The organism is Mesorhizobium sp. M1C.F.Ca.ET.210.01.1.1 (assembly GCF_004791585.1).
GTDB lineage: Bacteria > Pseudomonadota > Alphaproteobacteria > Rhizobiales > Rhizobiaceae > Mesorhizobium.
On the sequence record NZ_SRUU01000009.1, the window covers coordinates 103,318 to 127,370 of the forward strand.

Consider the following 24,053-nt stretch of genomic DNA (forward strand, 5'->3'; position numbering starts at 1 on the left):
TCCTCCTTTGCTCTAAGGAGAAACGCCGCGCGATGGGCCGCAGTTCCGGCGCTAGCCTGCGGTCAATCCAAACCCCTGGATAAGCCGTCTTGTGGCGAAATCCGCCTTGCCGGAGGTGAAGACGGCGATGTCTGGCTCGCTTTCGCCGGACGGCTCGCTGATCGGTTCGAGCAGCGACATCGCGCGGCGCGCAATCGCTTCCGCCGGATCGATCCAGTCGACGGGCCAAGGCGCCGTCTTGCGCATGCGGTTGGCAAGAAACGGATAATGCGTGCAGGCAAGCACGACGATGTCGGTGCGCTGCCCGTCGCGCTCGATGAAGCAGGGGGCGATCTCTGCGCGCACGGCCTCCTCGTCGACGAAGCCCTCGCGCATGTAGATCTCGGCCAGACCTGCCAGCCGGTCGCTGCCGACCAGCCGGACATGGCACTTCTGCGCCCATTTGCTGATCAGGTCGCGTGTGTACTGGCGCTTGACCGTTCCAGGCGTCGCCAGCACCGACACCAGACCGGACCGCGTGCGCTCCGCGGCGGGCTTGATTGCCGGCACGGTGCCGACGAAGGGATGGCCGGGGAATTTTTCACGCAGCGCATCGATCACCAGGGTCGAGGCGGTGTTGCAGGCGATCACCGAAATCGCCGGCTGGAGGCGGTCGAGCAACTTGCCGAATAGAGCCAGTATATGGTCCTTGAGCGCCGGTTCCTCCCATGCGCCATAGGGGAAGGCCGCGTCGTCGGCGACATAGACGAAGCGCCGATCGGGCAACAGGACACGCGCCTCGCGCAGCACCGTCAGTCCTCCGACACCGGAATCGAACATCAGGATCGGGCGCTGGCTTGATCGATCGTTCATTGTCATCCGACCACAGGAAGAAGCTGGCCCGTGATTTGGCCACCGGCGCTTCTATCCTGAACGATCATGGTGTTGAAGTGGCAAATGCCAGCAGCTTTTGCGCAAGTCAGCTCAGAGCCCGCGCTTACCGAAACCGGCAGGCCGCGGCCGGCCAAACGGCTGCGGCGCCGGGCGCGCGGCCGGCGCTGTGCTGCGGGGAGCCGGTGCGACTGCGGCCGTCCGGTCAGCGCGCGTTGGCGCCGGTGCCGACACCGCGCCTTCAAAGTCGAAAATGTCGGTCAACTCGTTGATATTGCTGCCTGCGACAGGCTTCGCCCACAGGATCGTGCACCAGAGGCCGAATATAGCAAGGCCGAGCAGATTGAGGCCGCCAGGCGCGCTCTCGGGATTGCCGAAATCGATGACCAGAAGCGTGCCCGCCTGCAGGAAGGCATAGATGCCGGAAAAGACGATATAGGACCACAAGATCCAGCGCGAACCGCTGGCGTCGCGGCTGCGGCGCCAGGCGATGTTACCGCGCAGGGCGACGAAGATGAGCGATACAACAAGCGCGGCGCCGGCCAGCCCCTGCCGCGATGGTCCCGGCATCGAATTGATCAATCCCGCGAAGCCGATCGTCACGGCGATGCAGAGCACGATCGCCACCGCCTCCGCTATGAACAGGCCAAGCGAATAGAAGAAGAAACGCAGACGGCCAATATTGGACGTAAACATTTGCTGCTCCACCGTTTCAATAACGATGGATCAAAACCGCATAACATTCGGTTACTTTGAAGGATCGGAGCTTACAGATTTTAACTTTCTTTGTCCGCTGCTCGCCCCCGCGCAGCCGGCAGCCGCCTCGGATCGTCTCCCGGCGAGCCGTCGCCGCGCGGCATCGCCGGCGAAAACCTGTCGAGCGATGAAATAATGCCGCGCAGCACCTTCAACTCCGGTTCGGCGAAGCCCGCCCGCGTCAACACGGCGCGCAGATTGTCGACCATCTTCGGTTTCTTCTCCTCAGGGCGGAAATAGCCGCGCGCCTCGAGAGCGCCTTCAAGATAGGCGAACAGGCTGTGCAGTTGCTCCTTGGTCGCAGGAACCAGCTCCGGTCCGGAGAAATTGGTCGCGGTCTCCTCGGCGAGGCCGGACTTCATCCATTCATAAGACATCAAAAGCACCGCCTGCGCGATGTTGAGCGAGGAGAAGCTTGGATCGACGGGAAAGGTGACGATCTCGTCGGCGAGGCCGACCTCGTCATTGTAGAGGCCGAAGCGCTCGCGGCCGAAGAGAATCCCGGTGCGCAATCCGGCCTGATCATAGGCGCGGAGCGCCCTGCCCGCTTCCACCGGACCGCGCACCGGCTTGAAGCCGTCGCGCTCGCGTGCCGTGGTGGCGAAGACGAAGTTGAGGTCGGCGACCGCCGAAGCCAGATCGTCGAACACCTTCGTTGCATCGATGACATGGTCGGCGCGGCTGGCGGCCGCGCGCGCCTTCTCGCTTGGCCAGCCGTCGCGTGGATTGACCAGGCGCAGCTCGGAAAGGCCGAAATTCGCCATGGCGCGCGCGACCATGCCGATATTCTCGCCGAGCTGCGGCTCGACGAGGATGATCGCCGGTCCGGCGGTGTTAGCGGGTTCGTTCGCGGTTGGCATGGTTCTCGGTAATCAGGGTTTGCGGCGTTTCGGCGTCCCCTGCCACATCCGGCCCGGAAAATGAAGCATTCACAGGCACGGCACCTGTCCGTGATGCGCTTATCGCGGTTTGCGCGCTCAAAAAGGCTTTGATATACGCTCCGCAACCCCGGCCGAAAGCCATGCGGGCAAGGCCGTTCAGATCCCCCAGCAACGAGGCATTCTTTCCATGGCGAAGATCAAGGTGGCGAACCCGGTCGTCGAGCTCGACGGCGACGAGATGACCCGCATCATCTGGCAGTTCATCAAGGACAAGCTGATCCACCCCTATCTCGACATCAAGCTGGATTATTTCGACCTCGGCATCGAGAACCGCGACGCCACCAACGACCAGGTGACGATCGACTCGGCCAACGCCATCAAGAAGTACGGCGTCGGTGTGAAATGCGCGACGATCACGCCCGACGAGGCGCGCGTCGAGGAATTCAAGCTCAAGAAGATGTGGAAGTCGCCCAACGGCACAATCCGCAACATCCTCGGCGGCACCATCTTCCGCGAGCCGATCATAATGAAGAACGTGCCGCGCCTGGTGCCGGGCTGGACCAAGCCGATCATCGTCGGCCGTCACGCCTTTGGCGACCAGTACCGTGCAACCGATTTTCGCTTCCCCGGCAAGGGCAAGTTGACGATCAAGTTCGTCGGCGAGGACGGCCAGGTGATCGAGCACGATGTGTTCGACGCGCCCTCCTCCGGCGTCGCCATGGCCATGTACAATCTGGATGAATCGATCCGCGAATTCGCCCGCGCCTCGCTGAACTACGGCCTGCTGCGGAACTATCCGGTCTATCTGTCGACCAAGAATACCATCCTCAAGGCCTATGACGGCCGCTTCAAGGACATCTTCCAGGAAGTCTACGAGAAGGAGTTCGAGGCCGAGTTCAAGGCGAAGAAGCTCTGGTATGAGCACCGCCTGATCGACGACATGGTGGCCTCCAGCCTGAAGTGGTCGGGCGGCTATGTCTGGGCCTGCAAGAACTATGACGGCGACGTGCAGTCCGACACGGTGGCGCAGGGTTTCGGCTCGCTTGGCCTGATGACCTCGGTGCTGATGACGCCGGACGGCAAGACGGTGGAAGCGGAAGCCGCGCACGGCACCGTCACGCGCCACTACCGCCAGCACCAAAAGGGCGAGGAAACCTCGACCAACTCGATCGCCTCGATCTTCGCCTGGACGCGCGGTCTCGCCCACCGCGCCAAGCTCGACGACAATGCCGAGCTGAAGCGCTTCGCCGAGACGCTGGAGAAGGTCTGCATCCAGACGGTCGAGTCCGGCTTCATGACCAAGGATCTGTCGCTGCTGATCGGCCCCGACCAGCCCTGGCTGTCAACCACCGGCTTCCTCGACAAGATTGACGAGAATCTTCAGAGGGCGATGGGGTAGTGATGCTGGCCGCGGCCGACAAGGCCCGCGTCTGCGCGGCAAGCAATGCCGATCTTCACGGGGCGGTGTTTCGAGCGCACGGACTGAATCGGCAGCGAAACCCGCTCTTGTGGTGGAGCGAGTCGCCCGCTCCACCCTATTACTCCAATGTGACGACGCTTGATCCCGATGCGATCGAGGCCCAGCACCAAGCCGTCAAGCAGCTGAGTTCGGCGCTTGACGGCCCGTTTGCAGTCAAGGATGGATTTTGCCGGCTCGATCTGGCCAGCCTCGGCTTCAAGCTGCTTTTCAGGGCAAGCTGGACTTGGGCCAATCCGAGCCGTGCAGCCGCTGGCGCTCATAGCCGCATGCCTTTTGGCTGGGAGCGCATCCGTGATCCCGATGCGCTACGTGCCTGGGAAGATGCCTGGGCCGAAGACAATCCACGCGACCGGCGCGTCTTTCCACCGGCGATCCTCGATAATCCTGACATTGCATTTTTTGGGTGTGCATCCGCCGGCGGTTTTGACGCCGGCTGCATCGTGAATCGTTCGCCAGGGGCAGTCGGGCCGTCCAACGTCTTTGCAAATGGAGTTGGCGCGGCTACTGCTTATCAGGACGCCACTCGCGTCGCCGCAATCTACGCCGACGATCTGCCACTCGTCGGATATGAGCATGGCGACGCGCTGCATGCGGCGCGCGTGGCCGGCTTCGAACCCGTTGGGGGTCTGTGTGTCTGGCTCCGGCATAGCGAAAGAGCAGCATGAAGAAGCCGACCCTCTACGGCGCCGACTATAGCGTCTACGTGCGCATCGCGCGGATGGCACTGGAGGAGAAGGGCGTCGATTACGAGCTCGTCCCGGTCGACATCTTCGCGGCCGACGGCATTCCGGCCTGGTATCTCGAACACCACCCGTTCGGCCGCATCCCGGCCTTAGAGCATGACGGTTTCCGTCTCTTCGAGACGAGCGCCATCGCACGCTACATCGACGAGGCTTTTGCCGGTCCGGCCCTGCAGCCCGCCGATCCGCGCGGTCGTGCAAGGATGGGCCAGATTGCCGGCATGCTCGACGCCTATGGCTATCGTGCCATGGTCTGGGACGTTGCCGTGGAGCGCCTGGAGAAAGAAGCGCCCGACGAGGCGCTGATCGCCGGCGGCCTAAGCCGGGCGGAGACTGTGCTAAAGGTGCTGACGTCGCTGAAGGCAAAAGGCCCCTGGCTGCTCGGCAACCATCTGACGCTGGCCGACCTGCACGCGGCGCCGGTCATCGCCTATTTCGTCAAGGTCGCCGAAGGGCGTGACACGCTGGCACGGTTTGCAGGCATCCAGGACTGGTATGCGCGCGTCGCTGCGCGCCCGAGCTTCGCCAGAACGGAGAAAGCCGGCTGAAACGGCCGGCTGTCGGCCAGCGGGCAAGGCCGCTGGGGCTGTCTAAGTATGTCCCCCGAATGTGGGAAAGGCGTAAGGCGTATGGAGCGAATCTGAAAGATTGCGACGCGCCTTAGAAGCCTAACTCTGGCCGGGTCGCCATCAGCCAGAGAATGGCGAGCACCGCACCAAAGGCCGGGAAACCGCAGGCGAACCAGATGCGAAAGAGGCGCTTTTCCTCGCCCGGCAGCGGAGCCTGTTCACGGACCGCCTTTCGCGCCAGATCACGTATGCGCATCTGGATCCAGACTACCGGTAGCCAGAAGGCGCCGGCAACCGCATAGAGCAGCAACGAAAGCACGATCCAGCCCTGCGAGAGTGGCCACCCCATCTCGCGCGCCAGCAATGCTCCGGTGATCGGCTGGGCTACTACGGCCGTCGCCGTGAAGATGGCGTCGGCGATGACAACCGTGCCGGCGACATGAGCGACGACGTCGGGCCGGCCTGTTCGCTGCGCCATCAGCATGAAGAACGCTATGCCGGCACCGGTGCCGAACAGCACCGTGGCGCCGATCACGTGCAACCACCGCAATATATCGGCCCACAGGCTCATCGCTCTTCCAAGATCGCAAGAGCCGCCAGGACGAGGCAAAGCATGGGCACGGCCTTGACGATGGCCCCGAGGGGATCGAGCCACAGATCGGGGGCAAGTGCGGTCGCGGCGGCAAGATAGAGCAAGGTGATGGCTATCATCGCAATCAGCGCCGATCGTGCGAGGGGTCGCACGACAACCGCGGCGCCAACGACGATGTCCGCGATACTTCCGGCAAGAACCATCCCGAACGCCAGCGTGCCCGGCAGGCCGCGCGAGATGAGAATGTCGGCGGCCGCATCCTGCCGGACAAGCCCGACAACGCCCGAAAACAGCCAGAACCAAGACAAGACGGCAAACACCACCGGCTTCAGCAGCCACAGGCGCGCGAACCACCGCTCCTGAACATGCGCCGGCATGGCTGCCAGCGTTGTTTCCAGTGCTTGCGGTGGGCGATCAGTGATTTCGGCCCAGGGTGTCGAGTTGCCGGTAACGCCCTTCTCCAGCGCGGCAAGGGCGGCACTGCGCAAGGGGGACCGCCACCCGAGAAGGCCGAGCCCATCGGCGGCCGTGGCGGCGAGCCGGCCGACAATTGCGGGCACCGTCACGACCCGCGCCTTGGGCAGGCCGAGCCAGGCTCGAAATTCAAGCAGGACGGCGCCAAGCGGTCTGGCCCGTTCCTCGACGAGATCGATGATCTGCCCGCGCGCCAGATCTTCCTCGACGGCGCGCGACACCGCCTCGGCGACATCCGCGACGGACACCGTCTGGATCGGCCGGTCCGCAAGGACGGCGGGCACGAACCATGGAAACGCGGCCAGAGCGCGCAACAGGGCTGTTCCGCCATAAGCAGCCGGCGCGATGACCAGGCCGGGCCGCAGGATGGTCCATTCTAGCGAGGATGACGCGACCGCGCGGTCGCCTTCGGCCTTGGTTCGAAAGAACGCGTTATCGGAAGCGAGATCGGCGCCGATTGCGGAGATCTGCACAAGTCGGCGCACACCGGCCTGTTCGCAAGCGGTGACGAGAGCGGCGACCGACAGCCGGTGGATGGCGTCCAGATGATCGCGCGGGCCATCCTGCAAAGCGCCGGCGGCATTCACAACCGCCTCCACGCCGGCAAGCAGGGGCATCCAGTCTGCCGCTGCGAGCAGTCGCGACATATCCACCGCGATCCATTGTACGCCCGGTTTGCGCCGCCGCGCATCGTGGACGTCACGACCGACCCCGACAAGGTCGTGACCGTCCGAGATCAAGCGTCCGAGGACGGCTTCTCCGATCAGTCCATAGCCACCAAGGACGAGGACCTTCATCCGCATGCTCAGGCGGCTTCGAGGGCCGCCCTCACCGCTGCGATCGCGTCGTCGGCTTTGGAAGCGTCAGGGCCGCCGGCTTGCGCCATGTCGGGGCGCCCGCCGCCACCCTGCCCGCCGAGCGCGGCAGAGGCGACGCGCACCAGATCGATGGCGCTGAAGCGGCCGGTGAGGTCTTCGGTGACGCCGACCACGACGCTTGCCTTGTTGTCCTCGCCGGCGCCGACGAAGACGACCACGCCGGAACCGAGCGTCTTCTTGCCGGCATCGGCAAGCGGCTTCAGGTCCTTCGGCGCGACGCCGCTGACCGCCTTGCCGAGGAAGCCGACGCCGGCCACCGTCTCATTGGCGGCAGGAGCATCGGCAACGGCCGTGCCGCCACCGAGCGCCAGTTTCTTGCGTGCCTCGGCAAGATCCTTCTCGAGCTTCTTGCGCTCCTCGAGCAGCGTCTCGACGCGCGCCGGCACGTCGGCCGGCGAGATCTTCAAAGTCGCCGCCGCGGCCTTCAGCCGCTTGTCCTGCTCGTCGAGGTGCCTGCGCGCCGCCTCGCCGGTCAGCGCCTCGATACGGCGCACCCCGGCGGCCACCGCGCTGTCCGACAGGATGCGCACCAGGCCGATATCGCCGGTCGACCTGACATGCGTGCCGCCGCAGAGCTCGACCGAGTAGGGACGGTTGGCCTTGGCGCCATGCAGACCCGTGCCCATCGACACGACGCGCACTTCATCGCCGTATTTCTCGCCGAACAGCGCCATCGCGCCTTCGGCGATGGCATCGTCGACCGACATCAGTCGCGTCGTCACCGGGCTGTTCTGCACGACGATCTCGTTCGCCATGCGCTCGACATCCTCGAGTTCTTCCGCCGAGATCGGCTTGTTGTGCGAGACGTCGAGGCGCAGCCGCTCCGGCGCGACGAGCGAGCCCTTCTGCGCGACATGGGTGCCCAGCACCTCGCGCAGCGCCTCATGGATAAGGTGCGTCGCGGAATGGTTGGCGCGCAGCTTGGAGCGGCGCGCATGGTCGACCTTCAGCTCGACGGCAGCACCCGTCTTGACGGTGCCGTTCGTCACCTTGCCCATATGCACGAACAGCCCGTCAGCCTTCTTCTGGGTGTCGGATACCTCAACCGAGAAGCCGTCGCCGGAAATGACGCCGGTGTCGCCCATCTGGCCGCCCGATTCGCCATAGAACGGCGTCTGGTTGACGACCACGGCCACCGCGTCGCCCTGGCTTGCGCTGTCGACGGTCTTGCCGTCCTTGACCAGCGCCTGGATCAGGCCTTCCGCCTCCTCCGTCTCGTAGCCGAGGAAATCGGTCGCGCCCGCCTTCTCGCGTACCGGGAACCAGACCGTCTCGGTCGCGGCCTCGCCGGAGCCCGCCCAATGCGCCCGCGCCTCCGCCTTCTGCCGCTCCATCGCATCGGTGAAGCCGGCGATATCGACCGAGATGCTGCGCTGGCGCAGCGCGTCCTGCGTCAGATCGAGCGGGAAGCCATAGGTGTCGTAGAGCTTGAAGGCCGTCTCGCCATCCAGCATATCGCCCGCGTGGAGCTGTTCCGTCGCCTCCGAAAGCAGGCCGAGGCCGCGCACCAGCGTCTTGCGGAAACGCGTCTCCTCAAGCTTCAGCGTCTCGGTGATCAGCGCTTCCCCACGCACCAGCTCCGGATAGGCCTGGCCCATCTCGCGCACCAGCGCCGGCACCAGCTGCCACATCAGCGGCTCTTTCGCGCCCAAAAGCTGCGCATGACGCATGCCGCGGCGCATGATGCGGCGCAGCACATAGCCGCGACCTTCATTCGACGGCAGCACACCGTCAGCCACCAGGAAGGAACATGAACGCAGGTGGTCCGCGATCACGCGGTAGGACGCGACGTTCTCCTGATTGGGACCCTGGCCGAGCGCCGAGGACGCGGCATCGATCAGATGCTTGAACAGATCCGTCTCGAAGACGCTCTCCACCCCTTGCAGGATGGACGCCATACGCTCCAGGCCCATGCCGGTGTCGATCGACGGACGCGGCAGGTCGATACGCTCGTCCTTCGTCACCTGCTCATACTGCATGAACACCAGGTTCCAGAATTCGAGGAAGCGATCGCCATCCTCCTCTGGGCTGCCGGGCGGGCCGCCCCAGATGTGCTCGCCACGGTCGATGAAGATTTCCGAGCACGGGCCGCAGGGTCCGGTGTCGCCCATCGCCCAGAAATTGTCCGAGGTCGGAATGCGGATGATGCGATCGTCGGAGAAGCCGGCGATCTTCTTCCAGTAGCCGGCCGCCTCGTCATCGGTGTGGTAGACCGTGACCAGGAGCTTGTCCTTCGGCAGGCCGAAATCCTTGGTAATCAGGTTCCACGCAAGCTCGATCGCGCGTTCCTTGAAATAGTCGCCGAACGAGAAATTGCCGAGCATCTCGAAGAAGGTGAGATGGCGCGCGGTATAGCCGACATTGTCGAGGTCGTTGTGCTTGCCGCCGGCGCGCACGCTCTTCTGCGCCGTCGAGGCGCGCGAATAGGGGCGCTTCTCCAGGCCGGTGAAAACGTTCTTGAACTGCACCATGCCGGCGTTGGTGAACATCAGCGTCGGGTCGTTGCGCGGCACCAGCGGGCTGGAGGCGACGATCTCGTGGCCCTCCTTGCGGAAGTAGTCGAGGAATGTCGACCGGATGTCGTTCACGCCACTCATGAGTACTGCCTTTTCGCGAGAACCGCCGGCTTGGCCGGCGGCAAATGACTTTCGTGTTCCAGAAGATAGATTGGCCTTTTAGCCGTAGCCCTTGACCCTGTCCAGAAACACGGATCGAGCCACGCCGTCCAAAAGCGCGCAGCGGTTTGGGCAAACGACATGCATCAAATCGGCAAGATCAGTCCGCCGCGTTCACGCTGTCCGCAAACGCAAACCGCCGGCACGAAGGCCGGCGGTTCGGGACGCAATACCAGAACTCGATTACATAAGCATATGTAGATATAACGGGATTATGGCCAAACTCCGGCCGATCCAGCTTGCTCTACGCTATTCCGGACGGAAAACCGACGCGCAGTTTTCCTGGAATTGCCTGGCCTCACATCGCGCCGGCTTCGTCCTCAAAACCGTCGTCGCCGCCTTCGGAGCCGCCATTCTCGAGGAACTTTTCCGCGATCAGCCCGGCATTCTGGCGTAGCGCCAGTTCGATCTCGCGCGCCGTGTCGGGATTGTCGCGCAGGAACAGCTTGGCGTTTTCTCGGCCCTGGCCGAGACGCTGCGAATTGTAGGAGAACCAGGCGCCCGACTTTTCGACCACGCCGGCCTTGACCCCGAGATCGACGAGCTCGCCGGTCTTCGACACGCCCTCGCCATACATGATGTCGAACTCGACCACCTTGAAGGGCGGGGCCAGCTTGTTCTTCACCACCTTGACGCGGGTCTGGTTGCCGACCACCTCGTCGCGGTCCTTGACCGAGCCGATGCGGCGGATGTCGAGACGCACCGAGGCGTAGAACTTCAGCGCATTGCCGCCGGTGGTCGTCTCCGGCGAGCCGAACATGACGCCGATCTTCATGCGGATCTGGTTGATGAAGATGACCATGGTGTTGGAGCGCGAGATCGAGGCGGTCAGCTTGCGCAGCGCCTGGCTCATCAGCCGGGCCTGCAGTCCGGGAAGCGCATCGCCCATTTCGCCCTCGATCTCGGCGCGCGGCGTCAGCGCCGCCACCGAATCGACCACCAGCACATCGATGGCGCCGGAGCGCACCAGCGTGTCGCAGATCTCCAGCGCCTGCTCGCCGGTATCGGGCTGCGAGATCAGAAGGTTTTCCAGGTCGACACCGAGCTTGCGGGCATAGACCGGATCGAGCGCGTGCTCGGCATCGACGAAGGCGCAGATGCCGCCCTTCTTCTGCGCTTCCGCAACCGTGTGCAGCGCCAGCGTCGTCTTGCCCGAGCTTTCCGGCCCGTAGATTTCGATGATGCGGCCGCGCGGCAGGCCGCCGACGCCGAGCGCGATATCGAGGCCCAGCGATCCCGTCGGCACGGTTTCGATCTCGACCACCTGCTCGTTGGCGCCAAGCCGCATGATCGAGCCCTTGCCGAACGCGCGCTCGATTTGCGACAGCGCCGCATCCAGAGCCTTTGATTTGTCCACTGCCTTATCCTCTACAAGCCGCAAAGAATTCTGAGCCATGATACATCACCCCTTGGTCGTCAATGAAGGCCGGACAATCCGTGATCCCTGCAGTTTTGTACCTTTTTTGTTCTCATTTGGCAAGGGGTAACAACTGACTGAAAAACAATCAATATCTGGATTTGTTCTAGTTTTGTCTCACTATAGCTAGAGCGCACCGGCGTGCTGGCCTAACAGAGATTTTGACGTCCAGCCGGCCCGAATCGCGTCAGCGATTGCGGGGCGATGCACGGAAACCTAGTGTGCGCACGCGAACAATCAACGAAGGTCACCTCTCCCGCATGCCGACATCCCCAAGAATCCTGGCTCTGGGCGGCGCCCATATCGACCGGCGCGGCCAGGTGTCGGGCACCTACGTGCCCGCCGCTTCCAACCCCGGTATCATGCGCGAGGATGTCGGCGGCGGCGTCTTCAACGCACTGCGCAGCGTGGTGAAGCGCGGCGTGTCGGCTTCGCTGCTTTCGGTGCGCGGCGGCGACGCTGCGGCGGAAACCGTCGCATCGGCGATCGCCGGCGCCGGCATCGACGATCTTTCGGTGGTGTTCCTCGACCGCACGACCCCGAGCTACACGGCGCTGATCGACACCGAGGGCGAGCTGATCGTCGGCTTCGCCGATATGGGCCTCTACGACCTCGCATTCCCCAAGCAGATCCGCCGCGCCAAGGTGCGCGAGGCGATCGCCGGAGTTGACGCGATCCTTTGCGACGCGAACCTGCCAACAGCAGCGCTCGAGCGTCTCGTTGCGCAAGCCGGCGGCAGGCCGCTCTTCGCCATCGCCATCTCGCCGGCCAAGGTGGTGCGGCTGGCGCCGCTGCTCGGCGATTTATCGCTGCTGTTCATGAACCGCCGCGAGGCGGCAGCGCTCGCCGGCGCCGACATGTCCGGCCGGGATCTTGTCGACGCGGTGAAGCGATTGGGGCTGGCGGCGGGCGTGATCACAGCCGGCAGCGCGCCGGTGCTGGGCTTCGATCAATCCGGCGTCTTTGCCATCGATCCGCCGGCGCCGCGACAGGTCGCCGACGTGACCGGCGCCGGCGATGCGCTGACAGGGGCCACGGTTGCCGCGCTGCTGCGCGGCCTGCCTTTGCGGGCAGCGCTGCGCGAAGGTGTTGCCGCGGCGATGCTCGCCATCGAGAGCGCGGAGGCCGTCCCGTCCTTCACCGCCGCCGGTTTCGCGCAGGAGCTTGCCCTTGTGCCGGAGGCACGGGAGGTGGCATAGCGCCACCAGACCATCTTGCCGGAGTGTTTTCTCCGGACTGGAGAACAGACATGACGCCCCAGACCGCCCGCCCCTTCATCGACATCCATCCGCCGGTGGCGGAGGCGCTTGCCGCCGGGCGGCCGGTGGTGGCGCTGGAAAGCACCATCATCACCCATGGCATGCCCTACCCCGACAATGGCGCGATGGCGGCCAAGGTCGAGCAGATCATCGTTGACGGCGGCGCGGTGCCGGCGACTATCGCCGTGGTCGATGGCCGCATCAAGATCGGCCTTTCCGACGGCGAGCGCGAATCGCTCGCCATGACCGGCGACGCCATGAAGCTGTCGCGCGCCGATCTCGGCTTTGCCGTCGCTCAAAGGCGCACCGGCGGCACCACGGTTGCGGCCACCATGATCGCCGCGCATATGGGCGGGATAAAGGTTTTCGCCACCGGCGGCATTGGCGGCGTCCACAAGGGCGCGGAAAAGAGCTTCGATATCTCGGCCGACCTCGACGAACTGGCGCGCACCCCGGTCATAGTCGTCTCGGCCGGCGCCAAGGCGATCCTCGACATCGAGAAGACACTGGAAGTGCTGGAGACGCGCGGCGTGCCTGTCATCGGCCATGGCTGCGAGACGATGCCCGCCTTCTGGTCGAGGCAATCGCCGTTCCGCGCGCCGCTGACGCTGAATGCACCGCAGGACATCGCGCATTTCTACCGCACGCGCGTGGCGCTGGGCCTCGGCGGCGGCGTGCTGATCGCCAATCCGGTGCCGCAAAATGACGAGATACCGGCAGCGGAGATGGACGGCTACATCAAGGCCGCGCAGAAGGCGGCCGAAGCGCTCAACGTCACCGGCAAGGCGGTGACGCCGTTCCTTTTGTCGAAGATCCTGGAGCTGACCGGCGGCCGCAGCCTGAAGACCAACATCGCGTTGGTCGAAAACAATGCGCGGCTGGCGGCGGAGATCGCGAAGGCGCTGTAAGAGCAATCCCGGGAAAAGCGCATGGCGGTTTTCCGTTCGGATTTGCGTAAAGCAACGGCTTACTTTCCGGCTCGCCGTCCGGCCTCGTAAGCCCGCCGCGCCCAGATCGCCATTTCGTCGGGATCATCGAAGGCGTCGTCGGGAACGCTCCAATAGGGCATCGCCACCTCTTTGCCATGGCGCGAGCCGGTATAGGTCCACTGGCTGCAGCCGGCGGCCTCGAAATCCGGAATGCTCTCCTCGTCAGCCTTCAGCATCAGCTCGCCGCGCACGACGACCGCGACGATGACGCCGTCGCAATAGATGCCCTTTCCGCCGAACAGTTTTCGGATGCTGATCGGCCCCAGGCTTTCGAACAGTTCTTCAAGGCGCGCATTGTCCATGCCGCGATCATCTCATCCGGCATGGGTCTTGTCATCGCCGCAACCAAAGGCATGCTGACAAGTTGAGACACGAAAACGGAGCTCTCTCCATGCCTGTCCTGCTCAAAGGCTCCTGCCGCTGCGGCGCCGTCGGCTTCGAAGTCGAAAGCCACACGCCGGTGCCGTTCATGCTCTGCTACTGCTCGATCTGCCGCAAGCAGCAGGGCGGCGGCGGTTTTGCCATCAACCTCGGCGCCGACTACGAAACGCTGAAAATCAGTGGCAAGCGCAGCCTCGGCGTCTACCGCGCCGAGATCGAGGACGACGAGCATCCGCATTGCGATGTCTCGACGGGCGAGCGCAACTTCTGCCGGAAATGCGGATCAGCACTCTGGCTCTACGACCCGACCTGGCCGGACCTCGTCCATCCGTTCGCGTCAGCCATCGACAGCGACCTGCCGACGCCGCCGGAAAAGGTGCACCTGATGCTGAAATACAAGGCGAACTGGGTCGAGCCGGTGATCGGCAAGAAAGACAAGGTGTTCGAGGTCTATCCCGAGGAATCGATCGCCGATTGGCACAAACGGACCGGCATGTGGGTGGATTAGTAACGGGAGGCTAAAATGAACCTCACGACATACAAGAAATTCAAAGGCGATCGTCTGATGCCCTGGGGCAAAGGCACGGTCGTCACGGACGCGAAAGGTTATGTTTTTCTCTGTGGCAACACCGCCACGGTTGACGATTACGATCCGTCGAACCACCAGGGCGGCGCGATCGGCGACCCGGCCAGCCAATGGCGCGCGGTCCTTGCCAATATCAAAGCGGATCTGGAAGAGCTTGGCAGCTCGCTCGACCATCTGGTCAAGGTCACATTCTACGTCAAAGGACCTTTTCCGTCCGGCGGCGTCCTTAGTTCACCGAATTTCCGCCTGGACGTGTTGGACGAGTTCTTCGCCGAACATTGCCCAAAACACTGCAGCTACAACAATCCGCCACCGTCAGAGGTGATCGGCGTTGCCGCTCTCGCGCAGCCAGACCTGGTCGTCGAGCTTGTCGTCATAGCCGCGCTACCGGACTGAGCAAACGCCAGGAGGCCCTCAGGCCGAAGCGCGCGCCTCGGCCAGCGCCTTGAGGTCGGCCGGCTTGAGCTCGACAGATTCGCCGCAGCCACAGGCCGAGCTCTGGTTCGGGTTTCTGAAGGTGAAACCGGTGCGCAGCGTCGTCTGCTCAAAATCCATCTCGGTTCCGAGCAGGAAGAGGGCCGCTTCCGGCGCGACATAGACATGCGCGCCATCGCGCTCGACATGGTCGTCCTTGGGGTTCGGCTCGGACACCAGATCGATCGTGTATTCCATGCCGGCGCAGCCGCCCTTCCTGATGCCGAGGCGGATGCCGCTGGCGTTCTCGCGGGTAGCAACGATCTCGCGCACGCGGTCCGCGGCCTTGTCGGTCATCGTGATGACGGCGAAGCGTCCCATGTCATTCTCCACGTTCGCGCGGGTTCAAGGCCCGCGGAATGAGTCTGCCCTTAAAATGGTGAAGTTTCACCTTTGCTGCAAGTCAGCCAATCTTGTTGGGGCGATACCAAAGCAATTCCAGGAAAAGTGCGCAGCGGTTTTCCGTCCGGAATTGCGCCAAAAAACATCTAGTACCATCCGACCGCGACCTGCGCCTCTTCCGACATCCGGTCGGGCGTCCATGGCGGGTCGAACACCATGTTGACCTCGACACCGGAAACACCCTCGACGGCGCCGACCGCATTTTCGACCCAGCCCGGCATCTCGCCGGCCACCGGGCAGCCTGGCGCGGTCAGGGTCATGTCGATCTTGACCGTACGGTCGTCTTCGATGTCGATCCTGTAGACGAGGCCGAGTTCGTAGATGTCGGCCGGGATTTCCGGGTCGTAGACCGTCTTCAGCGCCGAGACGATGTCGTCGGTCAGCCGCGCCAGCTCCTCGGCGGGGATCGCCGAGGCCGAAACGATACCGTTCCCAGCCGGGGCGGTCTCTGCGGTGGTGCTCACATCGTCCATGGTCTCACCCGAAGAACTTTCGCGCCTTTTCCAGCGCATCGGCCAAAGCGTCGACTTCGGCCCTCGTATTATACATGCCGAACGACGCCCTGCATGTGGAGGTCACGCCGAAGCGTTTCAACAGCGGCTGGGCGCAATGGGTGCCCGCACGGACGGCCACGCCCTGCCTGTCGATCACCATCGACACGTCATGGGCATGGATGCCCTGCAATTCGAACGAGATGATGGCGCCCTTGCCCGGTGCGTCGCCGAAGATGCGCAGCGAGTTGATGGCCCTGAGCCGCTCATGCGCGTAATCCTTGAGGTCCGCCTCGTGCGCGGCGATGCGATCGCGGCCGACCTTCTCCATATATTCGAGCGCGGCACCGAGCCCTATCGCCTGCACGATCGGCGGCGTGCCGGCCTCGAAACGGTGCGGCGGCTCGTTATAGGTGACGATGTCCTGCGTCACCTCCTCGATCATCTCGCCGCCGCCCATGAAGGGCCGCATCTCTTCCAGCATGTGCTTCTTGCCGTAGAGCACGCCGATGCCCGACGGGCCGTAGACCTTATGGCCGGTAAAGACGAAGAAATCGCAGTCGAGGTCCTGCACGTCGATCGGCATATGCACGGCGCTCTGGCTGCCGTCGACGAGGACGGGAATTCCACGCGCATGCGCGATGCGCACGATCTCCTTGATCGGCGTCACCGTGCCCAGCGCATTAGACATCTGGGTGATGGCGACGAGCTTGGTGCGATCGGTCAGCCGCTTTTCGAATTCCTCGATATGAAAGGCGCCAAGATCGTCGACCGGCACCCAGACCAGCTTGGCGCTCTGTCGCTCGCGGATGAAATGCCAGGGCACGATGTTGGAGTGGTGCTCCATGATCGAGAGCACGATCTCGTCGCCTTCGCCGATCCTCGGCATGCCCCAGCCATAGGCGACCGTGTTGATCGCCGAGGTGGTGTTGGAGGTGAAGACGATGTTGTCGGTGCTGGGCGCGTTGAGGAAGCGGCGGACCGACTCCCGCGCCTTCTCGTAGGCGTCGGTCGCGGCGTTCGACAGGAAATGCAGGCCGCGATGGACGTTGGCGTATTCTTCGGCATAGGCGTGCTGGATGGTGTCGAGCACCACCTGCGGCTTCTGCGCCGAAGCGCCATTGTCGAGATAGACCAGCGGCTTGCCGTAGACCTGGCGCGACAGGATTGGGAAGTTGCGGCGGATCGCCTCGACGTCATAGGGAGTGGTTTCGATCTTCTGGTCCATTTCGAAGTCCTTGTCGGCCAAGGCCGCGATCCTTCCAGCACCCCTCATCTGTCTTGGCGCTCCGCGCCAATCCACCTTCTCCCACAAGGGGAGAAGGCTGGGCGCTACCCGTGCGTCGAAAACCAGCCGTCGAGCCGTGCTTCGAGCGCGTCGACCAGCGCCTCGTCGTCCAGTTCCTCGATCACTTCCGCGACGAACGCCTTCACCAGAAGCCCACGCGCGGTCTTCTCGTCGATGCCGCGCGCCATCAGGTAGAACAGGTGGTCGTGGTCGATCTCGGTGACGGTCGCGCCATGGCCGCAGACGACGTCGTCGGCGAAGATCTCCAGCTCAGGCTTGGTCGAGAACTCGCCGTCGTCCGACAGGAGCAGCGTGTTGCAGGCCATCTTGGCGTTGGTCTTCTGCGCGTATTGATGCACGTTGATGCGCCCCTGGAACACGCCGCGCGCCTTGCCGGTCACCACATTGCGCATCACTTCGGTCGAGGTCGTATGCGGCACGGTATGGTCGAGCACCATGGTGGTGTCGGTATGCGTGTCGCCGGCCAGGAGGTTGATGCCGCGCAGCTTGAAGTCGGCGCCCTCGCCCGTTGTGCGCACCACGACTTCCTGGCGCACCAGTCTGCCGCCGGCATTCATCACGAACAGGGTCAGCTTGGCGTCCTTGCCGATATGCGCCTTGAACTGGGCGAGATGCGTGGCCGTGTCCGGCTGCTCCTGCACGATCAGCCAGGTCACCTCGGCGCCTTCGTCGAGGACGAGCTGGCTCACCGAGCTGATGAGGGCATCGCCGCCCTCGCCTGCCTGGCGCTCGACGATAATCGCCTTGGCGCCGGCGCCGACCCGCGTCAGCAGCCGCACGTGCGCCTGGCCGCCGGACTGCAGGTTCTGCAGTTCGATCGGCTTTTCCAGTTGGGTGCCATCGGCGATGTCGACGAAATAGCCATCGGCAACGAAGGCCGTGTTGAGCGCGCCGATCGCGTCGTCAGCGCCGTAAGGGTCGAGCCCGGGGGCGACGCTTCCATCGGTCAGCTTTTCCGACAGGCGCTGCACCGTGACGCCTTCGACGTCGGGTAGCTTGGCGCTCGAGGCGCCGTTCAGCACCGGCAGCACGGCGGAGCCGTCGAGGACCGGGTCGAGGGCTTTCGCCGCCACCTCCGCCTCGAAGGCCGGCACCGAGGTCAGCAGCCGGCGCAGGTCCGTATAGTGCCAGGATTCGACGCGCCGCGTCGGCAGGCCGTGCTTGATGGCCTCGATCGCGTCGTCGCGCTTGACCATCACCGCGCCGTCGCCGGGCAGCAGCGACAGCCGCTCGCCGAAGGCATCGATCAGCGCCGTCTCGGCCAGTGTCCGCTGGGGCTGTGCGTGCATGTTCATTGCTCTCGCCTCACTCGGCCCCATCTCACGCGGCTTCGCCGATCACGCCGGCATAGCCGTTGGTTTCGAGATCGAGCGCCAGCGACTTGTCGCCCGACTTGATGACCTGGCCCTTGTAGAGAACGTGCACGCTGTCCGGCACGATGTGCTCAAGCAGGCGCTGGTAGTGGGTGATGACGACGATCGCGCGGTCGGGCGAGCGCAGCGCATTGACGCCATCGGCGACGATCTTCAGCGCGTCGATATCGAGGCCGGAGTCGGTCTCGTCGAGCACGCAGAGCTTCGGCTCCAGAAGCTTCATCTGCAGGATCTCGGCGCGCTTCTTCTCGCCGCCGGAGAAGCCGACATTGAGCGGCCGCTTCAGCATGTTGATGTCCATGCTGAGCGAGGCGGCCGCTTCCTTCACGCGCTTCAGGAACTCCGGAACCTTCAGCGGCTCCTCGCCGCGCGCCTTGCGCTGCTCGTTCATCGCCACCTTGAGGAATTCCATGGTGGCGACGCCCGGTATCTCCATCGGATATTGGAAGGCGAGGAAGATGCCGGCGGCGGCGCGTTCGGCCGGATCCATTTCCAGGATCGACTGGCCGTTGTAGAGGATGTCGCCCTCGGTGACCTCATAGTCCTCGCGGCCGGCGAGGATATAGGACAGCGTCGACTTGCCGGAGCCGTTCGGCCCCATGATGGCGGCGACCTCGCCGGCTTTCACCGTCAGGTCCAGGCCGCGGATGATCTCGGTGCCGTCGTCGACGATACGGGCATGCAGGTTCTTTATCTCAAGCATATTTCTTTCCTGAATATCTTTTGCGGTCAGCCGACCGAACCCTCTAGGCTGATGCCGATCAGCTTCTGCGCCTCGACAGCGAACTCCATCGGCAGTTGCTGGATGACGTCCTTGACGAAGCCGTTGACGATGAGCGCGATCGCCTCTTCCTCGGGGATCCCGCGCTGCATGACGTAGAACTTCTGGTCCTCGGAGATCTTCGACGTCGTCGCCTCGTGCTCGAACTTCGCCGTCGCGTTCTTGGCTTCCATGTAGGGCACGGTGTGCGCGCCGCACTGGTCGCCGATCAGAAGCGAGTCGCAGTTGGTGAAGTTGCGCGCGTTGGCCGCCTTGCGGTGCGCCGAAACCTGGCCGCGATAGGTGTTCTGCGAGAAGCCCGCGGCGATGCCCTTGGAGATGATGCGGCTCGACGTGTTCTTGCCGAGATGGATCATCTTGGTGCCGCTGTCGACCTGCTGATAGCCGTTCGAAACGGCGATCGAATAGAACTCGCCGCTGGAGTCGTCGCCGCGCAGGATGCAGCTCGGATATTTCCAGGTGATGGCCGAGCCGGTCTCGACCTGCGTCCACGAGATCTTCGAGCGGTCGCCGCGGCAGTCGCCGCGCTTGGTGACGAAGTTGTAGATGCCGCCCTTGCCCTCGGCGTCGCCGGGGTACCAGTTCTGCACCGTCGAATATTTGATCTCGGCATCGTCAAGCGCGATGAGTTCGACCACCGCCGCATGAAGCTGGTTCTCGTCGCGCTGCGGCGCCGTGCAGCCCTCGAGATAGGATACGTAGGCCCCCTCCTCGGCGATAATCAGCGTGCGCTCGAACTGGCCGGTGTTCTTCTCGTTGATGCGGAAATAGGTCGAGAGCTCCATCGGGCAGCGCACGCCCTTCGGCACAAAGACGAAAGAACCGTCGGTGAACACGGCCGAATTCAGCGTGGCATAGAAATTGTCGGTGGTCGGCACGACAGAGCCCAGATATTTCTGCACCAGCTCCGGATGCTCGCGGATCGCTTCCGAGATCGAGCAGAAGATGACGCCGGCCTTGGCGAGCTCCTCCTTGAAGGTAGTGACGACCGAGACAGAATCGAACACGGCGTCGACCGCGACGCGGCCCGACTTGTAGACGTTGTCGTTGGCTTCCTCCAGCTCCGACTCTTCAGTCTTCTCGGTCTTCTGCACGCCCGCGAGGATTTCCTGTTCCTTCAGCGGGATGCCGAGCTTCTCGTAGACCTTGAGCAGTTCAGGATCGACCTCGCTCAGCGACTTCGGGCCGGGCGTGCTTTTCGGCGCCGCGTAATAATGGATGTCCTGGAAGTCGATCTTCGGATAGTGGACGCGCGCCCAGGTCGGCTCTTCCAGCGTCAGCCAGCGGCGATAGGCCCCCAGGCGCCATTCCAGCATCCAGTCCGGCTCGCCCTTCTTCTCGGAGATCAAGCGAATAATGTCTTCGCTCAGGCCCTTGGGGGCCTTGTCCATCTCGATCTCTGTCTGGAATCCGTATTTATACTGGTCGACGTCGATCTTTCGGACTCGATCGATCGTCTCCTGCACAGCAGGCATAAGCGTTCTCCATCCACGCCGGGGTCAAGGCCCGACAGTTTTCAAACTATGGCACCGCCGCTGCCCCGAGGGACTTGAAGCGGAGTAAGCTCCATATAGTGCATTCCCGCCGGGAATTCACCCGGCCAAGACGAAACGCACGGCTCTACCAGGCCGGATGGCCTGAATTTCATTTCAAACCGGATTCGGGAGCCCTAGGCCCGCATCCGATGCTCCTGCCGCCGTCAGGCAGCTTTTTCCTTCCCGGCCCGGCGCGCGACAACGCCCGCCAGGGCTTTCCGGAACGCCTCGATCTCCTCGCCGCCCGTGGCGCGGCCGATCGAGACGCGCAAGGCGCCAAGGCTATCGGCATGCCCCATCGCCTTCAGCACATGGCTCGGTCCGACTTTTCCCGACGAGCAGGCGGAGCCGGCCGACAGCGCTACGCCTGCAAGATCGAAAGCGATCTGCGCCGTCTCGGCCTTGATGCCCGGAATAGCGAGGAATGTCGTGTTGGCAAGCCTTGGTGCCGCCGCTCCAAAGATTTCAGCGTCCGGGACGAGTTCCTTCACGATTGCCTCGATCCCGTCGCGGCGGCGCGCAACCTGTTCCATCTCATCCAGGCCAGCAAGTGCCGCCCGCGCCGCGGCGGCGAAGCCGGCAATGCCGGGAAGGTTCTCCGTGCCGGCGCGATGGCCCTTCTCCTGGCCGCCGCCATTGACCAGCGGCTTCGGCATCATCAGGTCGGACTGAGCGACGATCGCGCCGACGCCCTTCGGGCCGCCGATCTTGTGCGAAGACAAGATCAAATAGTCCGCATAACCGACTGACATATCGATCGGAATCCGTCCGGCCGCCTGCACGGCGTCGACGACGAGGACCCCGCCCGCCGCCTTGACGATTTCAGCGATACGGCCGATTGGCTGGATCACGCCCGTCTCGTTGTTAGCGGCATGGATCGCCACCAGCGGCAGGCCGCCGGCCTTGCCATGCGCAGCCAGCGCCCTTGTCAGCGCCTCGAGATCAGCGATGCCATTTTGATCGACGCCGATCCGCGTCACCTGCGCGGCCGGAAAGCGTCCGCCGCCCAGGATGCAAGGATGATCGGCCTCGCAGACATAGAGGTGGCCCATGCGGACGGCGCCGCGTCCCATCTGCCAGTCAGGGGTGAGCAGCGTCGACGCGGCCTCCGTCGCGCCCGACGTGAACACGACATGCTCGGGCCTGGCGTTGACCAGCCCTGCCACGTCACGCCTGGCGTCCTCGATCAGCCGCCGCGCCGCGCGGCCTTCCGAATGAACCGACGACGGATTGGCGGCATCGAGCGCGACGACCATCGCCGCCCGCGCCTCTGCAATGAGAGGCGCGCTGGCGTTGTAGTCGAGATAGGCGCGGGTTGCGGCCATTTTCCTTCCGTCGATCCTGTCAGCAGCCATTCCGCGAGGATAGCGCGTTATTTCCTTGAAATTGCAAGGCAAGCCGTCCTATTTACCCGGCTTGCGGCGCGGGCGGCCGGATTATCGCGTTTCGGCCACCCAGTTTTGAACAATTCTAAACTAGCTTCTAGGAAGGCGCTTGCCCGGCGTCAAGGCCACAGAATGGGCCAAGGGAAGAGTTCCGGGCCAAAGCAAGTTCGGGGCAAGCGCTTTGATATGCCATGTGGAGTATTTTATGCCTGAGGTCATTTTCGCCGGTCCGGCTGGTCGCCTGGAGGGCCGTTACCAGCCTTCCAAGGAAAAGAGCGCGCCGATCGCCATCGTCCTGCATCCGCACCCGCAATTCGGCGGCACGATGAACAACAAGATCGTCTACGACCTCTTCTACATGTTCCAGAAGCGCGATTTCACCACGCTGCGCTTCAATTTCCGCGGCATCGGCCGCAGCCAGGGCGAGTTCGACCACGGCACCGGCGAACTGTCGGACGCGGCCGCCGCGCTCGACTGGGTGCAGTCGCTGCATCCCGATTCCAAGAGCTGCTGGGTCGCCGGCTATTCCTTCGGTTCCTGGATCGGCATGCAGTTGCTCATGCGCCGGCCGGAGATCGAAGGATTCATCTCGGTCGCCCCGCAGCCCAATACCTACGACTTCTCGTTCCTGGCGCCCTGTCCGTCGTCCGGCCTCATCATCCATGGCGATGCCGACAAGGTGGCGCCGCCGAAGGACGTGCAGACGCTGGTCGACAAGCTGCACACGCAAAAAGGCATCACCATCACGCAGAAGACGCTGCCCGGCGCCAATCATTTCTTCGCCAACCACGCCGAATTGCTGATCGAGGAATGCGCCGACTACCTCGACCGCCGACTGGCGGGCGAGCTCGCCGATCCGCGGCCGAAGCGGCTGAGATAGACCGCGAAACGCCCCTAAGAGTGGTCGGCTGTCAGGCGTTCGCGGCTTTGCCGGGCCGACGCTATTCTGTCCTTCGACCCGCTCGACCATCGCAGCCGGAACGTGCGTTTCGGCACCGGCCTGGTCGAGGACGGCCGCTGGAAGATGAAGCCGAGCCGCGCGAAGACTAGTCCCGTGACAATCGCGAAGGCGAGGCCAAGCCCGAAGCCAGCTACCGTGTCGCTTGGATAGTGCGCGCCGACAAAGACGCGCGTCGAGGCGATGCAGGCCGTGACCGCCAGCGCGATGTGCCAGCGCTTAGGGAACAAAAGCAAAAGAATGCCGAACACCGCGCCCATCGTCGTGGCATGGCCGGACGGAAAGCCGGCGAAGCGCGCGTCCATGGCGAAGGGATGCAGCGACAGCACGCCGAAATCGTTGAAGTAGAGCGGGCGCGCCCGGCCGATGCCGTATTTCAGCAGGTTGACCGCCAGCCCGGAAAGGCCGACGGCGCAAAGCACCAGGAAGGCGAAGCAGGTCCAGTTGTAGACGAGAAGGCGCGTTTGCCGGGAAAGGCGCCGCCAGTCCGTCAGATTGGCTGCAACGAAACAGAGAGCCGCCGGGATGAGGTACCAGCCGCCCAGGCCGAAATCCGTGAAGAAATCGGTGAAATGAACGAAACCCGGCGTCCACACTCCGCGCATCCTGCCGGCGGCGCTGTCGAGGCTGAGGAAAGCGGCCGCGGCGAGCAGGAGCCAGGCGAACACCCAGACAACCCACGCATTCTCGGGATAGCGCGCCGGGCGCACGGCAAAGCGCCGCTTCACGATGCGCATCGTGTCGAGGAAATTGCCGAGCGAGCGGCGATAAAGGGCGACGGCGGACATGGCTGAGTCT

24 protein-coding genes are annotated in these 24,053 nt (G+C 63.9%); 8 read left to right on the top strand and 16 right to left on the bottom strand.

Annotated elements, in window-relative coordinates; genetic code table 11:
• Nucleotides 1-51: 51 nt before the first annotated feature.
• The 3 genes from murI to EN853_RS12625 all read right to left on the bottom strand — a co-directional run bounded on the left by murI (nucleotide 52) and on the right by EN853_RS12625 (nucleotide 2,486).
• Nucleotides 52-852, bottom strand: coding sequence for a glutamate racemase (gene murI, locus EN853_RS12615; RefSeq protein ID WP_127860108.1), 801 nt, complete (start codon nucleotides 850-852; stop codon nucleotides 52-54).
• A gap of 111 nt (nucleotides 853-963) precedes the next feature.
• Entirely contained in the window at nucleotides 964-1,566 is a 603-nt protein-coding gene (locus EN853_RS12620; RefSeq protein ID WP_127860107.1) for a hypothetical protein, read from the bottom strand.
• An 80-nt stretch (nucleotides 1,567-1,646) separates the two neighbouring features.
• The gene (locus tag EN853_RS12625; protein WP_127860106.1) at nucleotides 1,647-2,486 is read right to left on the bottom strand and encodes an RNA methyltransferase; all 840 of its coding nucleotides are present in this window, start codon (nucleotides 2,484-2,486) and stop codon (nucleotides 1,647-1,649) included.
• A gap of 208 nt (nucleotides 2,487-2,694) precedes the next feature.
• Here EN853_RS12625 and EN853_RS12630 point away from each other — a divergent pair, with 208 nt between their 5' ends.
• The 3 genes from EN853_RS12630 to EN853_RS12640 are packed head-to-tail and all read left to right on the top strand — an operon-like array spanning nucleotide 2,695 to nucleotide 5,275.
• Nucleotides 2,695-3,906, top strand: a complete 1,212-nt coding sequence (locus EN853_RS12630; protein WP_127860105.1) for an NADP-dependent isocitrate dehydrogenase — start codon at nucleotides 2,695-2,697, stop codon at nucleotides 3,904-3,906.
• Between the two features lie 2 nt (nucleotides 3,907-3,908).
• Complete coding sequence (locus EN853_RS12635; protein WP_127860104.1) at nucleotides 3,909-4,652, top strand: hypothetical protein; 744 nt, start codon at nucleotides 3,909-3,911, stop codon at nucleotides 4,650-4,652.
• Entirely contained in the window at nucleotides 4,649-5,275 is a 627-nt protein-coding gene (locus tag EN853_RS12640) for a glutathione S-transferase family protein (protein WP_127860103.1), read from the top strand. The genes EN853_RS12635 and EN853_RS12640 overlap by 4 nt, the downstream gene beginning before the upstream one ends.
• A 112-nt stretch (nucleotides 5,276-5,387) precedes the next feature.
• On the opposite strand, the gene EN853_RS12645 is transcribed toward EN853_RS12640, so the two are convergent.
• The 4 genes from EN853_RS12645 to recA form a co-directional block, all read right to left on the bottom strand.
• Complete coding sequence (locus EN853_RS12645; protein ID WP_127860102.1) at nucleotides 5,388-5,867, bottom strand: DUF2269 domain-containing protein; 480 nt, start codon at nucleotides 5,865-5,867, stop codon at nucleotides 5,388-5,390.
• Nucleotides 5,864-7,159 carry an SDR family oxidoreductase gene (locus EN853_RS12650; protein ID WP_127860101.1) on the bottom strand — a complete coding sequence of 432 codons (1,296 nt, stop codon included), beginning with the start codon at nucleotides 7,157-7,159 and terminating at the stop codon, nucleotides 5,864-5,866. Before EN853_RS12650 ends, EN853_RS12645 begins: the two co-directional genes overlap by 4 nt.
• Before the next feature lie 8 nt (nucleotides 7,160-7,167).
• Complete coding sequence (gene alaS / locus EN853_RS12655; protein WP_127860100.1) at nucleotides 7,168-9,837, bottom strand: alanine--tRNA ligase; 2,670 nt, start codon at nucleotides 9,835-9,837, stop codon at nucleotides 7,168-7,170.
• A gap of 376 nt (nucleotides 9,838-10,213) precedes the next feature.
• A complete protein-coding gene (recA, locus tag EN853_RS12660; RefSeq protein WP_059185132.1) occupies nucleotides 10,214-11,311 on the bottom strand; it encodes a recombinase RecA in 1,098 nt (365 codons plus the stop codon).
• Between the two features lie 281 nt (nucleotides 11,312-11,592).
• Between recA and EN853_RS12665 the strand changes: the two genes are divergently transcribed.
• Nucleotides 11,593-12,531, top strand: a complete 939-nt coding sequence (locus EN853_RS12665; protein ID WP_127860204.1) for a carbohydrate kinase family protein — start codon at nucleotides 11,593-11,595, stop codon at nucleotides 12,529-12,531.
• Nucleotides 12,532-12,581: 50 nt separating this feature from the next.
• Nucleotides 12,582-13,499, top strand: coding sequence for a pseudouridine-5'-phosphate glycosidase (locus EN853_RS12670; protein ID WP_127860099.1), 918 nt, complete (start codon nucleotides 12,582-12,584; stop codon nucleotides 13,497-13,499).
• A 59-nt stretch (nucleotides 13,500-13,558) separates the two neighbouring features.
• On the opposite strand, the gene EN853_RS12675 is transcribed toward EN853_RS12670, so the two are convergent.
• Entirely contained in the window at nucleotides 13,559-13,882 is a 324-nt protein-coding gene (locus EN853_RS12675; protein WP_127860098.1) for a TfoX/Sxy family protein, read from the bottom strand.
• An 89-nt stretch (nucleotides 13,883-13,971) separates the two neighbouring features.
• On the opposite strand from EN853_RS12675, the gene EN853_RS12680 reads away from it, so the two are divergent.
• Both EN853_RS12680 and EN853_RS12685 read left to right on the top strand, forming a co-directional pair.
• A complete protein-coding gene (locus tag EN853_RS12680) occupies nucleotides 13,972-14,469 on the top strand; it encodes a GFA family protein (protein WP_127860097.1) in 498 nt (165 codons plus the stop codon).
• A 57-nt stretch (nucleotides 14,470-14,526) separates the two neighbouring features.
• Entirely contained in the window at nucleotides 14,527-14,943 is a 417-nt protein-coding gene (locus tag EN853_RS12685) for a RidA family protein (RefSeq protein ID WP_245517130.1), read from the top strand.
• An 18-nt stretch (nucleotides 14,944-14,961) separates the two neighbouring features.
• Here the strand turns inward: EN853_RS12685 and sufA are convergent, their stop codons facing one another.
• From sufA to EN853_RS12720, 7 genes are all read right to left on the bottom strand, one after another.
• Entirely contained in the window at nucleotides 14,962-15,342 is a 381-nt protein-coding gene (gene sufA, locus EN853_RS12690) for a Fe-S cluster assembly scaffold SufA (RefSeq protein WP_127860095.1), read from the bottom strand.
• A 167-nt stretch (nucleotides 15,343-15,509) separates the two neighbouring features.
• Nucleotides 15,510-15,896 (bottom strand): SUF system Fe-S cluster assembly protein, encoded by a 387-nt coding sequence (locus EN853_RS12695; RefSeq protein ID WP_127860094.1) that lies wholly within the window; start codon nucleotides 15,894-15,896, stop codon nucleotides 15,510-15,512.
• Nucleotides 15,897-15,900: 4 nt separating this feature from the next.
• A complete protein-coding gene (locus EN853_RS12700; RefSeq protein WP_127860203.1) occupies nucleotides 15,901-17,142 on the bottom strand; it encodes a cysteine desulfurase in 1,242 nt (413 codons plus the stop codon).
• 104 nt (nucleotides 17,143-17,246) lie between these two features.
• On the bottom strand, nucleotides 17,247-18,518 hold the full coding sequence (gene sufD, locus EN853_RS12705; protein ID WP_127860093.1) for a Fe-S cluster assembly protein SufD: 1,272 nt from the start codon (nucleotides 18,516-18,518) through the stop codon (nucleotides 17,247-17,249).
• A gap of 25 nt (nucleotides 18,519-18,543) precedes the next feature.
• Nucleotides 18,544-19,299 (bottom strand): Fe-S cluster assembly ATPase SufC, encoded by a 756-nt coding sequence (sufC, locus tag EN853_RS12710; RefSeq protein ID WP_127860092.1) that lies wholly within the window; start codon nucleotides 19,297-19,299, stop codon nucleotides 18,544-18,546.
• A 26-nt stretch (nucleotides 19,300-19,325) separates the two neighbouring features.
• Nucleotides 19,326-20,852, bottom strand: coding sequence for a Fe-S cluster assembly protein SufB (gene sufB / locus EN853_RS12715; protein WP_127860091.1), 1,527 nt, complete (start codon nucleotides 20,850-20,852; stop codon nucleotides 19,326-19,328).
• 224 nt (nucleotides 20,853-21,076) lie between these two features.
• Complete coding sequence (locus EN853_RS12720; protein ID WP_127860090.1) at nucleotides 21,077-22,237, bottom strand: cysteine desulfurase family protein; 1,161 nt, start codon at nucleotides 22,235-22,237, stop codon at nucleotides 21,077-21,079.
• Nucleotides 22,238-22,502: 265 nt separating this feature from the next.
• Here EN853_RS12720 and EN853_RS12725 point away from each other — a divergent pair, with 265 nt between their 5' ends.
• Nucleotides 22,503-23,177 carry an alpha/beta hydrolase gene (locus EN853_RS12725; RefSeq protein ID WP_126093582.1) on the top strand — a complete coding sequence of 225 codons (675 nt, stop codon included), beginning with the start codon at nucleotides 22,503-22,505 and terminating at the stop codon, nucleotides 23,175-23,177.
• Between the two features lie 14 nt (nucleotides 23,178-23,191).
• On the opposite strand, the gene EN853_RS12730 is transcribed toward EN853_RS12725, so the two are convergent.
• Nucleotides 23,192-24,043, bottom strand: a complete 852-nt coding sequence (locus EN853_RS12730; RefSeq protein WP_127860089.1) for a phosphatase PAP2 family protein — start codon at nucleotides 24,041-24,043, stop codon at nucleotides 23,192-23,194.
• Nucleotides 24,044-24,053 lie beyond the last annotated feature (10 nt).